We start from the raw sequence: 13774 nt of genomic DNA, 5'->3' as shown, positions 1-13774 counted from the left end.
AGAATTATTGTTATTGGACGTGATGTTTACCAAAGGGCAACGCTATAGCTCACCAGCAACCGCACTTCATCGGCGTCGCGGGCGGAGTAATTGGAACGGTAAGTGGCATTGCGCAGGCGCACGGCGACGTCCTTGAGCGCGCCGCTTTGTACGACATATTTGATCTCGGTGTTGCGTTCCCACTCTTTGCCTTCGTCACCGTTCTTGAGCTTGATGTTGTCGCCGCTCAGGTAACGGCTCATGAAACTCAGGCCGGGGAGGCCGAGTTTGGCGAAGTCATAGTCGTAGCGCGCTTGCCAGGAACGTTCTTCGGCAGCGGCAAAGTCGTTGATCTGTACGAAGTTGACCAGGTACGGGTCGGCGCCATCAACATAGGGGAACGCGCTGTCACCGGACATGTGCTGATAACCGGCGCTGAACTTATGCCCGCTCAAGGCGTAGCTCACCAGACCGTTCAGGGATTTGTTGTCGATCTTGCCGCCACGGGCCGCGCCTTGGTCATCACTGATGGCCAGTCGCAGGTCGGTGCCGAAAGTGCCAGGGCCGAACGGCTGCCAGGCGACGACGCCGAGGAAGTGTTGGTTATAGACTTCATCGAGTTGCGCGAAGTGGTAGCTGCCGGTGATTTTGTCGGTGAACTTGTAGTCCACGCCGCCAAAATCGAAGTGCTTGCCAGCGGCGGTGCCGGCAAAACGGCTGTTCTTGTTGTTGAGGGCAATGTCCTCGAAGTCGGTGCTGTCGCGATCCTTGGCTTTCTCCAGACGGCCGCCGGTGAAGGTCAGGTTCTTGATTTCTTTGGAGGTCAGCAGGCCGCCTTCAAAGGTCTGCGGCAGGATGCGTCCGTCGTTGGGCTTGAGGATTGGCAACTCCGGAATCAGGCTGCCGATTTTAAGTTCCGTCGCCGAGATTTTCACTTTGCCGGTCAGGCCCAGTTTGGAGTACTCATCAGCCGCGCGGCCGTCGTCGTGGGTCGGCAGCAAACCGGTACCAGTGCGGTCCGGACTCGAATCGAGTTTGACCCCCAGCATACCCAGCGCATCGACACCGAACCCCACGGTGCCGTCGGTGTAACCCGATTGCAGATTGAGCATGAAGCCCTGGGCCCATTCGTCACGCTTGGATTGTTGGGCGCTGGTGCCGTCGCGAAAATCTCGGTTGAAATACATGTTGCGGGTTTCGAGGGTTGCCGTACTGTCCTCGAAGAAGGCAGCCTGGCTCAACGGCGAAAAGCCGGCGAGGGCGGCGGCACTGGCAAGGGCGGTGTGGCTGAGGCGGGGGAAACGAGCAGGCGGGCGAGCCTGAAGCTGCATGGACAGCATCGTGTAGTACTCCGTTTATTGTTCTTATTGGCGAAAACGCTTCGTGGCGTTTTTCGTATCGCGACGGCAGTCGAAACTGTCCGTGGCCTGACTCTAACGGGCTAACCTTTCGCTAACCTTTCAGCTGACATTCAGCGTTTTTGCGCTTCACAGCGGCAGATGCGGCTGTAAACTCCGCGCCAAAGAATGGCGTCGACCATCCCTGAATGAGGTAAAGATCCATGCGTGTTCTGCTCGTCGAAGACCATCTGCAGCTCGCCGAAAGTGTCGCCCAGGCGCTCAAGAGCACCGGGCTGACCGTGGATGTGCTGCACGACGGTGTGGCGGCCGACCTGGCCTTGAGCAGCGAGGAATACGCCATGGCGATCCTCGACGTCGGCCTGCCGCGCATGGATGGTTTCGAAGTGCTGGCGCGCCTGCGGGCGCGGGGCAAGAACCTGCCGGTGTTGATGTTGACCGCCCGCAGCGACGTCAAGGACCGGGTCCACGGCCTGAACCTCGGCGCTGACGATTACCTGGCCAAACCTTTCGAACTGACCGAACTCGAAGCCCGGGTCAAAGCCTTGCTGCGCCGCAGTGTGCTCGGCGGTGAACGCCAGCAGCGCTGCGGCGTACTGGCCTATGACCTGGACACTCGGCGTTTCACCCTCGGCGAAGAATTGCTGACCCTGACCTCCCGCGAGCAGGCAGTGCTCGAAGCCCTGATCGCCCGTCCCGGTCGGGTGATGAGCAAGGAACAACTGGCCTCGCAAGTATTCGGACTGGACGAAGAGGCCAGCCCCGACGCCATCGAGATCTATGTCCATCGCCTGCGCAAAAAGCTGGACGGTCAACCGGTTGTCATCGTGACCTTCCGCGGTCTCGGTTACTTGCTGGAAAGCCGTGATGCATAAGCCCAGCAGCCTGCGCTGGCGGTTGCTGTGGAATCTGGCGCTGTTGCTGGTGGTGTTGATGCTGGCCAGTGGTTTGAGCGCGTACTGGAACGGTCGCGAAGCCGCCGACACCGCCTATGACCGGACCTTGCTGGCGTCGGCGCGGACTATCGCCGCGGGTGTCTCCCAGCGCGACGGCACGCTGAGCGCTGACGTGCCGTATGTGGCCCTCGATACCTTCGCGTACGACAGCGCGGGGCGAATTTTTTACCTGGTCAACGACATCAATCAGAAACTGATCTCCGGTTACGAAAACCTTCCGCCGCCACCACCAGGGACACCGCGCACCGATGACTATCCGGCACTGGCGCGCTTCTATAACGCCCAGTATCAGGGACAGAACGTACGCGTAGTGAGCCTGCTTAAACCTGTGAGCGAGCCGAACATGAACGGCATGGCGGAAATCCGTGTAGCCGAGACTGATGAAGCGCGGGTCAGCATGGCTCGCAGTCTGGCGGCGGACACGTTGCTGCGTCTGGGCATGCTGGCGATCGGCGCGCTGTTAATGGTGTGGTTTGCGGTTAGCGCGGCGCTGCGCCCGCTGGAACGCTTGCGCACGGCGGTAGAAGAACGCCAGTCGGACGATTTGCGGCCATTACCGCTGGTGGAAGTGCAGCACGAATTGTGGCCGCTGGTGCGCGCGCTCAATCACTTTACCGAGCGCCTGCGTGAGCAGTTCGAGCGTCAGGCGCAGTTCATCGCCGATGCCGCTCATGAATTGCGCACGCCCCTGGCGGCGCTCAAGGCACGACTGGAACTGGGTTTGCGCTCGACCGAACCTGAAACCTGGCGCAGTACATTGGAAACCGCCGCCCAAGGCACGGATCGCTTGACCCACCTTGCCAATCAATTGCTCTCGCTGGCACGGGTCGAAAATGGTGCCCGGGCCATCGCCGAGGGCGGCGCGCAGTTGCTTGACCTCAGTCAGCTGGCTCGCGAACTCGGCATGGCCATGGCACCGCTCGCCCACGCTCGCGGTGTGGCGCTGGCGCTGGAAGCGGACGAACCGGTGTGGTTACGGGGTGAGCCAACGCTGTTGAACGAACTGTTGAGCAATCTGGTGGATAACGCGCTGGCCCATACACCGTCGGGTGGCAACGTGATTCTTCGGGTCACGGCACCGGCTGTGTTGGAGGTCGAGGACGACGGCCCCGGCATTCCTCTTGAAGAGCGCGATCGGGTGTTCGAGCGCTTTTACCGGCGCAACCAGCAGGTGGCGGGTTCGGGTTTGGGGCTGGCGATTGTCGGCGAGATCTGCCGCGCACACCTGGCGCAGATCAGCCTGCACGATGGCGAGCAGGCGGGGCTGAAGGTGCGGGTGAGTTTTATTGCTGGAGAATGAACAAAAAACCTGTGGCGAGGGGGCAAGCCCCCTCGCCACAACGATCAGTAAAACATCGACCGCGACTCTTCCAGATCGCGGCACATCGCCTCGTTTTCCGGATCAATCCCCAGCTTCTTGAACGCCGGCACGCTGAATGCGTCGATACGGGCGAGGGGATGGTCGGTGTCCTTGTGGCAATACAGGCTGGCCACTTGCACCAGATCGACATAATCGACCCGCTCGGACTGTCGCTTGAAGTCCAGATAAAGCCCCGGCACCTGCACCAGCATTTCCGGAAACTCCCAGACCCTGAGCAGTTTGTCGCCGATCCACGGATGAATCTGGTCGATCACATGGTTGAGGCTGACCGCGTCAGACAGCAGTTCATAGTGATCTTCGGCGTAGGTCAGGATCGGCAGCACACCGATTTGATGCACCAGTCCGCCAAGGGCTGCCTGATCGGGTTTTAGTTGGGTGTAGCGGCGGCACAGGGCGTAGCTGACTCCGGCGATTTCCAGGCTTTTGCGCCAGACTTCGCGCATTTTCTGTTCCACCACCTCGGAGCGGGCATTGAAAATCTGCTCCATGACCAGACCGATGGCCAGGTTGCTGCTGTAATTGACACCCAGTCGAGTGATCGCCGTGTGCAGATCAGTGACTTCCTGAGTCGCGCGCAATAACGGGCTATTGACCACTTTGATCAGGCGCGCCGACAGTGCGGTGTCGCGGCCGATCACTTTGCTCAAAGTGCTGACACTGATTTCCGGGTCTTCTGCGGCCTTGCGAATCTGCAGGGCCACTTCCGGTAACGTTGGCAGAACCAGGTCATCGTTATCGATGGCCTCAACCAAATCCTGTTGGACCTTTTCCGCCAGCTCGCTCATTTCGTTTCTCTAGGTGTTGCGACAAGTGCTGCTGTTAACGCTGGATTTCGCGATCGCGATCCAGTGGGTACGGCAGGTCGAGCAGGTGCAGGGCTGGGCCATCGAGCGCGCCCAGATGGATATCGCCACCTTCTGCTGCTTCGGCTTGCAGCACGGCCAGGAGTTCAATGTTTTTCTCGGTGCGGGCGGCCAGCACCACTTCACCAATAGAACTGCCGTGGGTGGGGGAGAACAGTGGTGTGCCCGGTTCAGGTAACTCGATGGCATCCAGTTTCAGGCGATACAAGCGGCGCTTGAGCTTGCCCAGGTACTGCATGCGCGCGACTATTTCCTGGCCGGTGTAGCAACCCTTTTTGAAACTCACGCCACCAACGGCTTGCAGATTGAGCATCTGCGGGATGAACAACTCGCGAGTGCTCGGCATGACCTGACCGATCCCTGCGCGGATCTGGCCCAGCAGCCATTGATTCAGGTCGCCTTCAGCCAACACGGCGGACAGCGTGCCCTTGAAGAGGTCGGCACGATCGGCGGCGACCCAGAGTTCGGCACGATTCGGCGAGACGCGAATGGCAATCAGACCTTCATTGCGCACGACACTGTCGGTTTCTACCGGCAGCTCAAGTCCCAGGCTGATCAGCGCAGCATCCCCATGATCGACGCCGAGGCGGACCCAGGCAGCACTTTCGTCGGCCAGTTTGGATTTGGAGAACACCGCGTACTTTTTCAGGTCCGCCAGTTGCGGCTCCAGCAACTCGGTGGCCATGGCCATCAGAACGCCGTCACCTTCCAGCAGGATGCGGAAGCTCGACTGCATCCGGCCTTTCTGCGTGCAGCGAGCGCCCAGGCTGGCCTGGGTTTCGCTCAGGTAATCGAGGTTGCAGGTCAATTGGCCTTGCAGGAATTTGCTGGCATCCGCGCCGCGTACTGCGAGAACGCCTTCATGAGACAGGGTGCAGAAAAAAGCAGAATCGGCCATGGGTCATCGCAGGGTAAAGAGTCTGGGGGACATCATAAGGGGGCGCTCTTGAAATGGGTAGTTCACAAAAGATCGTTGGTGCCCGACCAAAGCCAAGTGCCCGACTCTGCCTGGGACTGTATACTTGCCGCCTATTTGAGGAGCGCTCCATGGTCGAAGATGTTGAACTGAATCGCCTCTACTGGCACAGCCGCCGCGGCATGCTTGAGCTTGACGTGTTGCTGGTGCCGTTCGTGAAAGAGGTCTATCCGCACCTCAATGATGTCGACCGCGATTGCTACCGCAAGCTGCTCGAGTGCGAAGATCAGGACATGTTCGGCTGGTTCATGGAACGCGCCGAATCGGAAGATCCGGAGCTTCAACGCATGGTTCGCATGATCCTGGATCGTGTCCAGCCCAAGTAATGCGTTCGAATGCCGCTGGCATGCCTCTCGGCAGTTGCTGGCGGCGTATCTCCTGGCCCAGCTGTTCGCGCTGGGTTCGCTGTTTCTTCTCTCGATTCCAGTCTGGGCCAGTCTGCTCGGCGTTGTTCTGTGCGTTGTTCTGTGCGTGGTTCATGGCTGGTGGGCATTGCCGAGGCAGATTCTGCTGACGCACCCTCAGGCATTTCGCGGCTTGCGTCGCGATGCCGATGGCTGGCAGTTGTGGAATCAGGCTGCAGGTTGGCAACCAGTGCAGTTGCGACCGGACAGCTTGGCATTGCCATTGATTGTGGTGCTGCGTTTTCGACTGCGAGACGAGCGGCGGGTCAGATCGATCTGCGTTCCCCGAGACTCGCAGGCGGCGGATCTGCACCGACGCCTGCGGGTTCGGCTCACGTTCAGTCGGCGTAGGTGGGCGGCACCAGAATAGTGTCCAGGGCGACCGGCAACATGTTCGGGTAGTCGAGGGTGTAATGCAGGCCGCGACTTTCCTTGCGCTCCATGGCTGACTGGATCATCAGCTCGGCCACTTGGGCCAGGTTACGCAGTTCGATCAAGTCCCGACTGACCTTGTAGTTGCTGTAGAACTCGTCGATTTCATCCAGCAACAGCCGCACGCGGTGTTGCGCACGTTGCAAGCGCTTGTTGGTGCGCACGATGCCGACATAGTCCCACATGAATCGCCGTAGTTCGTCCCAGTTGTGCGCAATGATCACGTCCTCATCGGAGTCGGTGACCTGGCTCGCATCCCAGACGGGCAGGGCAATCGGAATCGAAACCTGTGGCAGCTGCTCAAGAATGTCCGCCGCCGCCGAGCGCGCGTAAACGAAACACTCCAGCAACGAGTTGCTGGCCATGCGGTTGGCGCCGTGCAGGCCGGTGAAGCTGGTTTCGCCAATGGCATATAGCCCCGGCACATCGGTGCGACCCTGCTGATCGACCATCACGCCGCCGCACGTGTAGTGCGCCGCCGGAACCACCGGAATCGGTTGCTTGGTGATGTCGATGGAAAATTCGAGGCAGCGTTCGTACACCGTCGGGAAGTGAGTCTTGATGAACGCTTCCGGCTTGTGGCTGATGTCCAGATAGACACAATCGACGCCCAGGCGCTTCATTTCATGGTCGATGGCCCGGGCGACGATGTCGCGTGGGGCCAGCTCGGCGCGTGGGTCGAAGCGCTGCATGAAGCGTTCGCCGTTGGGCAGCTTCAGGTGTGCGCCTTCGCCGCGCAGGGCTTCGGTGACCAAGAAGCTTTTGGCTTGCGGGTGATACAGGCAAGTGGGGTGGAACTGATTAAACTCCAGATTCGCCACCCGGCAGCCCGAACGCCAGGCCATGGCGATGCCATCACCGCAGGCGCCGTCGGGGTTGCTGGTATAGAGGTAGACCTTTGCTGCGCCACCCGACGCGAGGATCACAAAGCGAGCACCGTAGGTGTCGACTTCACCTGTCCCTCGATTGAGGACGTAGGCGCCGAGGCAGCGATTACCTTCAAGGCCAAGGCGCTTTTCGGTGATCAGATCGATCGCGACTCGTTGCTCCAGCAGTTCAATGTTCGGTCGTTGCCTGGCCTTGTCGAGCAAGGTTCTGAAAATCGCTGCACCCGTGGCATCGGCGGCATGGATGATGCGCCGATGACTGTGACCGCCTTCGCGGGTCAGGTGAAACTCGAATCCACCATCTTCGGTACCGGACTGTTCATCGCGGGTGAAGGGCACACCTTGATCGATCAACCATTGAATTGCCTCTTTACTGTGCTCGACGGTAAAGCGCACGGCGTCTTCGTGGCACAGGCCGCCGCCGGCATTGAGGGTGTCATCGACATGTGACTCAACGGTGTCGGTGTCATCCAGGACGGCGGCGACGCCACCTTGGGCCCAGAAAGTAGAGCCATTGGCGAGGTCGCCCTTGCTCAGTACGGCGATGCGCAAATGACCGGGTAAGGTCAGCGCAAGGCTCAAGCCGGCAGCACCGCTGCCAATGACCAGTACATCGTGTTGAAACTGTTGGCTCATTTCAGGATTCCGCTCAAAGCGACCCGGGTCGGGGTTGGCGCAAGACACCTGGATCGGCGAGTCAAGACAGCCACACAGCCCACTAGTATATAGAGGGGGGGAGCGGCACAATAGCCGAGCCCACATGGCATTGTGAAACTACTGTGACGGAAAAGACTGGACGCTTCGTCGGATGTTTTTTTGACCGGTTCGGCGACTAGAAGACTGTATCGTGGATTTAACAGTCTTTTTCTCTTCACGGTTGCACAATGTCGGTCTTGCGCAGCTATAAATATTTGGAACTTTTGCCAAAGGCCCAAGATCAATAGCCCGTTGCCTGATTTAAGGGACAGTGTCGGCTTCAACGCGGGATCTGTGGTTTGATCCTTGCCGGCGAATCCGATGACAAGATTATTCGCGCAGCCGGGTCAACCCGAGCTGCGCTTTTCGTGCGTGCCAAATCAGAGCCCGCAGGAAACTTGCTTGGAGGGGGAGAACTTTTGCGAAAAGCCCGAGTCTATGTTTGCAAGTCTGGTCGTTTAGGTATGCAAGCCTCCTCCGAGCTTATCGAGGAGTGTTCATGCTAACCCAGGAAGAGGATCAGCAGCTGGTCGAACGCGTTCAGCGCGGCGACAAGCGAGCTTTCGATCTGCTAGTGCTGAAATACCAGCACAAAATTCTCGGGTTGATCGTGCGTTTTGTGCACGACACCCATGAAGCCCAGGATGTGGCGCAGGAAGCCTTTATCAAGGCGTACCGTGCACTTGGTAATTTTCGCGGAGACAGCGCGTTTTATACGTGGCTTTACCGCATAGCCATCAACACGGCGAAAAACTATTTGGTTTCACGCGGCCGTCGGCCGCCGGATAGCGATGTCAGTTCCGAGGATGCAGAGTTCTACGATGGCGATCATGGCCTCAAGGATCTCGAGTCGCCAGAGCGCGCATTGCTGCGGGATGAGATCGAAGGCACCGTCCATCGAACCATTCAGCAACTGCCAGAAGATTTGCGTACGGCGTTAACTTTACGTGAATTCGATGGTCTGAGTTACGAGGACATTGCGGCCGTCATGCAATGTCCGGTGGGTACCGTGCGCTCCCGGATTTTCCGCGCTCGGGAAGCCATCGATAAAGCCCTGCAGCCGTTGTTGCAGGATTAACCGAGACAGCGGCGACAGCCAAGAGAGGAACCCGCCATGAGTCGTGAAGCCCTGCAGGAATCGCTGTCCGCAGTGATGGATAACGAAGCGGACGAATTGGAATTGCGTCGGGTATTGAATGCCTTTGACGATGTTGAAACCCGTGAAACCTGGGCTCGTTATCAGATCGCTCGGGCAGTTATGCACAAGGATTTGCTGCTTCCGCGTCTGGATATCGCTGCGGCAGTCTCTGCTGCGCTGGCTGACGAAGCCGTACCGGCAAAAGCCTCCCGTGGTCCATGGCGCAGCCTGGGTCGTCTGGCGGTCGCTGCATCGGTAACCGTCGCGGTACTGGCGGGTGTTCGTCTGTATAACCAGGACGAGATCGCTGGTGTCGAATTGGCTCAGCAATCCAGCCAACCAAGTCTGGCCGTTCCTCAGGCCAAGGGTCCAGCTGTTTTGGCAGGCTATAATGAGAGTTCGGAAGCCGCTGGTCCTATGGCCAACGGCGTATTGCAAGGTCAGCCAGGCTGGCACGATCAGCGTCTGCCAGGCTACTTGCGCCAACATGCTCAACAGGCTGCATTGAAAGGTACTGAGAGCGCTCTGCCTTACGCTCGTGCAGCAAGTCTGGAAAACCGTTAAGGAGGATCATGCGCGCCATACCTCTACTTACGCTTCTGCTTGGTGGCTGGTTTGTTGTTCCAGCCAATGCTGATGAAGCCCAGAACTGGTTGACCCGACTGGGCCAAGCCGAGCAACAGCAAAGCTTTCACGGTACATTCGTCTACGAGCGTAACGGTAGTTTTTCTACCCACAACATCTGGCACCGTGTCCAGGATGGCAAGGTCCGCGAGCGTTTACTCCAGCTCGACGGCTCGGCACAGGAAGTGGTGCGCATTGATGGGCATACTCAATGCGTCAGCGGCACCCTGATAGCAGGGCTTGGGGGTTCCCCCAACTCCGCTGCTCGTGCACTCGATCCACAAAAGTTAAAGAATTGGTACGATCTTGCCGTGATTGGCAAGTCGCGTGTGGCCGGGCGTGCGGCAGTGATCGTTTCACTGAGACCTCGCGATCAACACCGATACGGTTTTGAATTGCATCTGGATAAAGAAACCGGCTTGCCTCTCAAATCATTGCTTATGAATGAAAAAGGGCAATTGCTGGAGCGATTCCAGTTCACCCAACTGAATACCGCCGATGTTCCAGCCGAGAGCGACTTGCAGCCGGGTCCGGATTGCAAAGCCGTCACCCTCGATAGCGATAAGGCTTCGGTGGCCAAGGCCGCTCAGGTCTGGCATTCGGACTGGTTGCCTGCAGGTTTTGAGCTGACAAGCAGCACCTCGCGCAACGATCCAGAGACCAAAACTCAGGTTAACAGCCTGATGTATGACGATGGTCTGGCCCGTTTCTCGGTTTTTCTGGAACCGTTGAATGGCGCAACAGTCACTGACACTCGCACCCAGTTGGGACCAACCGCTGCAGTCTCCCGACGCTTGACTACCCCGCAAGGTGAAATGATGGTGACCGTGGTCGGTGAGATTCCGATTGGCACCGCTGAGCGGATTGCGCTATCCATGCGCTCCGACGCCACTGCAACCAAGTAGTGAGCTGTATCGAAATGTTTGGTGAGCATTTCAACTTGCAAATATCTTCGAATTTTTCTATAGGTCAGAGCCCCTCGGCTCTGGCCTTGTTTGTTGTTCCCGGAACAAAAATACCGGCGTATCGTTCCCGGTGTTCCTTGCTCCATATCGCTTAACCATGCTCGTCGTAACGGGAGCCGTATGTCGATACCACGCTTGAAGTCTTATCTCTCTATTTTTGCCACCGTGCTGGTGCTTGGTCAGGCGGTCGCTGTTCAAGCGGCCGAGTTGCCTGACTTCACACAGTTGGTCGAGCAGGCCTCGCCCGCGGTGGTGAACATCAGTACCACGCAGAAACTGCCGGACCGCAAAGTGTCGAGCGAGCAGATGCCTGACCTTGAAGGCTTACCGCCGATGCTGCGCGAGTTCTTCGAACGTGGCATGCCACAGCCGCGTACGCCTCGCGGTGATCGTCAGCGTGAAGCCCAATCCTTGGGTTCGGGCTTCATCATCTCGCCTGATGGCTACATCCTGACGAACAACCATGTAATCGCCGATGCCGACGAAATCCTCGTTCGACTCGCTGACCGCAGCGAATTGAAGGCGAAGCTGGTCGGCACCGATCCACGTTCCGACGTGGCTCTGTTGAAAATCGAAGGCAAGGATCTGCCGGTCCTGAAACTTGGCAAATCCCAAGACCTGAAAGCCGGCCAATGGGTCGTGGCTATTGGCTCGCCATTCGGTTTCGACCATACCGTGACCCAAGGTATCGTCAGCGCCATTGGTCGCAGCCTGCCGAACGAAAACTATGTGCCGTTCATCCAGACCGATGTGCCGATCAATCCAGGTAACTCTGGTGGTCCGCTGTTCAACCTGGCCGGTGAAGTGGTTGGCATCAACTCGCAAATCTACACCCGTTCCGGCGGCTTCATGGGCGTATCGTTCGCGATCCCTATCGACGTAGCCATGGACGTTTCCAATCAGCTCAAAAGTGGCGGCAAAGTCAGCCGTGGCTGGTTGGGTGTGGTGATTCAGGAAGTGAACAAGGACCTGGCCGAGTCGTTCGGTCTGGAGAAGCCGGCCGGTGCGCTGGTGGCTCAGATCCAGGATGACGGCCCGGCTGCCAAGGGTGGCCTGCAAGTGGGCGACGTGATTCTGAGCATGAATGGCCAACCCATCGTCATGTCCGCCGATCTTCCGCACTTGGTGGGCGCGCTGAAGGCCGGCTCCAAAGCTGATCTGGAAGTGATACGTGAAGGCAAGCGCAAGAATGTCGAGTTGACTGTTGGCGCTATCCCGGAAGAAGGCAAAGAGCTGGACGCATTGCCGAAATCCAGCACTGAGCGCAGCAGCAATCGCCTGGGTGTTTCCGTGGCCGAGTTGACTGATGAACAGAAGAAAACCTACGACCTCAAAGGCGGCGTCGTCATCAAGGAAGTCCAGGACGGTCCTGCTTCTCTGATTGGCCTGCAGCCAGGCGATGTAATCACTCACCTGAATAATCAGGCGATTGGTTCCACCAAGGAGTTCACGGATATCGCCAAGGCACTGCCGAAGAACCGTTCGGTGTCGATGCGGGTTCTGCGTCAAAATCGCGCCAGCTTCATCACCTTCAAACTGGCTGAATAATCCGGGTTGTTAGTTGAATAAAAAACCGCCTCGAAAGAGGCGGTTTTTTTGTGTCTGCCGAAAAGAGTCAGCCCATCATGTCCTTGATCATGCGCTCTTGCTCCATCAGCTCTCGTTGCCGTGCGTCGATCCGCGACGACAGCGGGAAGTTGGTGCCGGCCTTGCGCTTGGCGAAGTCCAGTTGCTGAATGGCCTGACGGTAATCCCCGACCAGGGCGAAATACTCGGCGCGGGCCTGATGCAGGCCGATGATGTTGCCTGACAGACCTCGAGTCTCGGCCACCATGTACCAGACGTCCGGATCGTCGGGGCGACTCTTGAGTAAACTTTCCAGCGCTTTTTCCGCTTCGGGCGCGCGGTTCTGCTTGAGCAGCAGATCAACACGCACCGAATTCAGCGGATAGTTGCCGGGATACTGAGTAAGCATCCGGTCAACCCGGGACTGGGCATCAGGCAGACGATTGTTGGTGATGTCCAGGTCGACCTGAGCCAGGTTATAGATAATTTCGTTCGGCGACTTGGCCAGCAGCATCTTGAGGTTTTCCCGTGCTTCATTCAGCTGGCCGCCCTTGATCTGGGCGATGGCCAGGCCGTAGCGCGCGACATCGTTTTTCGGGTTTTCATCAAGCTGGGCGCGGAAGCGTTTGGCGCCCAGGCCTGGGGTTTCTTCATAGATCAACTGGACCCGTGCTCGAATCAGCTGATAACGCATAGTGTCTTCGATGCCGCCGGGTTTTGCCTGTTCGGCGCGGTTGCGCGTGTCAGCGATCCGCGACTCGGTCACCGGGTGAGTCAGCAGAAACTCTGGTGGCTTGGCGTCAAAGCGGTATTGGCGCGCCAATCGCTCGAACATGGTCGGCATTGAGCGCGGCTCGTAACCGGCCTTTTCCAGATTGAGGATGCCGATGCGGTCGGCTTCCTGTTCGTTCTGGCGAGAGAAGCGCCGCTGTTCCTGAATGGCCGCCGCCTGCGTGCCCGCAATGGCCGCGATCCCGGCATCGCCGGCACCGGCTGCGGCAATCACGATCCCGGCCAGCAGCGCGGCCATCATCGGCACCTGCATGCGTTGTTGGGCTTCGACGCCGCGGGCGAAGTGGCGTTGCGACAAGTGAGCCAATTCGTGAGCGAGTACCGAGGCGTATTCGCCCTCGGTCTGTGCATTGAGAAACAAACCGCCATTGACCCCGACAATTCCGCCTGGTGCCGCGAAGGCGTTGAGTTGCGGGCTATTGATCAGGATGAACTCCAGTCGCCGGTCATTGACCTGGCTGGTTTCAACCAGTCGGTAGACGCTGGATTCGACGTAGTCCTTGAGCTGTGGGTCGTTGAGCTGCGAAACCTGGCTGCGCAACAGCGCCAGCCAGGCACGGCCCAACTGGTGTTCCTGTTGCGGCGAGACGATGGCAGAACTGGCGTCGCCGAGTGACGGCAGGTCGTCGGCGAAGCCCGGTGAGGCGAGCAGGCAAGCGAGCGTCAGCAGGGTAGGGCGCAAAAAAGTCATGCACAAAGCCTTAGTCGACAAAGACCTTACTGTAGCCGGACACTACGCTTCGGACCAGATATTCTA

13 protein-coding genes are annotated in these 13774 nt (G+C 58.5%); 8 read left to right on the top strand and 5 right to left on the bottom strand.

From position 1 onward, the window contains the following. Positions 1–26: 26 nt before the first annotated feature. Positions 27–1319: an OprD family porin gene (locus ACYZT7_RS24980; RefSeq protein ID WP_462038610.1), complete on the bottom strand. Its 1293-nt coding sequence runs from the start codon at positions 1317–1319 to the stop codon at positions 27–29. Between the two features lie 221 nt (positions 1320–1540). On the opposite strand from ACYZT7_RS24980, the gene ACYZT7_RS24975 reads away from it, so the two are divergent. Both ACYZT7_RS24975 and ACYZT7_RS24970 read left to right on the top strand, forming a co-directional pair. Then, the gene (locus tag ACYZT7_RS24975) at positions 1541–2212 is read left to right on the top strand and encodes a response regulator (RefSeq protein ID WP_123366793.1); all 672 of its coding nucleotides are present in this window, start codon (positions 1541–1543) and stop codon (positions 2210–2212) included. After that, on the top strand, positions 2205–3593 hold the full coding sequence (locus tag ACYZT7_RS24970) for a sensor histidine kinase (RefSeq protein ID WP_462038609.1): 1389 nt from the start codon (positions 2205–2207) through the stop codon (positions 3591–3593). The genes ACYZT7_RS24975 and ACYZT7_RS24970 overlap by 8 nt, the downstream gene beginning before the upstream one ends. Before the next feature lie 44 nt (positions 3594–3637). Here ACYZT7_RS24970 and ACYZT7_RS24965 read toward each other — a convergent pair whose 3' ends face one another. Continuing rightward, on the bottom strand, positions 3638–4459 hold the full coding sequence (locus ACYZT7_RS24965; protein ID WP_462038608.1) for an HDOD domain-containing protein: 822 nt from the start codon (positions 4457–4459) through the stop codon (positions 3638–3640). A 34-nt stretch (positions 4460–4493) separates the two neighbouring features. Continuing rightward, positions 4494–5435, bottom strand: coding sequence for a CAF17-like 4Fe-4S cluster assembly/insertion protein YgfZ (gene ygfZ, locus ACYZT7_RS24960; RefSeq protein ID WP_462038607.1), 942 nt, complete (start codon positions 5433–5435; stop codon positions 4494–4496). A gap of 149 nt (positions 5436–5584) precedes the next feature. On the opposite strand from ygfZ, the gene ACYZT7_RS24955 reads away from it, so the two are divergent. Together ACYZT7_RS24955 and ACYZT7_RS24950 are read left to right on the top strand one after the other, a co-directional pair. Beyond that, positions 5585–5839: an FAD assembly factor SdhE gene (locus ACYZT7_RS24955; RefSeq protein WP_007944081.1), complete on the top strand. Its 255-nt coding sequence runs from the start codon at positions 5585–5587 to the stop codon at positions 5837–5839. Next, a complete protein-coding gene (locus tag ACYZT7_RS24950; protein WP_462038606.1) occupies positions 5823–6287 on the top strand; it encodes a protein YgfX in 465 nt (154 codons plus the stop codon). Before ACYZT7_RS24955 ends, ACYZT7_RS24950 begins: the two co-directional genes overlap by 17 nt. Here ACYZT7_RS24950 and nadB read toward each other — a convergent pair. Next, positions 6256–7872, bottom strand: coding sequence for an L-aspartate oxidase (nadB, locus tag ACYZT7_RS24945; protein ID WP_462038605.1), 1617 nt, complete (start codon positions 7870–7872; stop codon positions 6256–6258). The two genes, ACYZT7_RS24950 and nadB, sit on opposite strands and share 32 nt — an antisense overlap. A 559-nt stretch (positions 7873–8431) precedes the next feature. Between nadB and rpoE the strand changes: the two genes are divergently transcribed. The 4 genes from rpoE (at position 8432) to ACYZT7_RS24925 (ending at position 12207) form a co-directional block, all read left to right on the top strand. Next, complete coding sequence (gene rpoE, locus ACYZT7_RS24940; RefSeq protein ID WP_449642535.1) at positions 8432–9010, top strand: RNA polymerase sigma factor RpoE; 579 nt, start codon at positions 8432–8434, stop codon at positions 9008–9010. 36 nt (positions 9011–9046) lie between these two features. Beyond that, positions 9047–9634 carry a sigma-E factor negative regulatory protein gene (locus ACYZT7_RS24935; RefSeq protein WP_462038604.1) on the top strand — a complete coding sequence of 196 codons (588 nt, stop codon included), beginning with the start codon at positions 9047–9049 and terminating at the stop codon, positions 9632–9634. An 8-nt stretch (positions 9635–9642) separates the two neighbouring features. Beyond that, a complete protein-coding gene (locus tag ACYZT7_RS24930; protein ID WP_462038603.1) occupies positions 9643–10599 on the top strand; it encodes a MucB/RseB C-terminal domain-containing protein in 957 nt (318 codons plus the stop codon). A 180-nt stretch (positions 10600–10779) separates the two neighbouring features. After that, on the top strand, positions 10780–12207 hold the full coding sequence (locus ACYZT7_RS24925; protein WP_449642532.1) for a DegQ family serine endoprotease: 1428 nt from the start codon (positions 10780–10782) through the stop codon (positions 12205–12207). 67 nt (positions 12208–12274) lie between these two features. Here the strand turns inward: ACYZT7_RS24925 and ACYZT7_RS24920 are convergent, their stop codons facing one another. Continuing rightward, complete coding sequence (locus tag ACYZT7_RS24920; RefSeq protein WP_462038602.1) at positions 12275–13708, bottom strand: M48 family metalloprotease; 1434 nt, start codon at positions 13706–13708, stop codon at positions 12275–12277. Between the last annotated feature and the right edge of the window lie 66 nt (positions 13709–13774).

The organism is Pseudomonas sp. RT4P38 (genome assembly GCF_054897765.1).
This window is presented reverse-complemented; position numbering and strand designations above follow the sequence as displayed.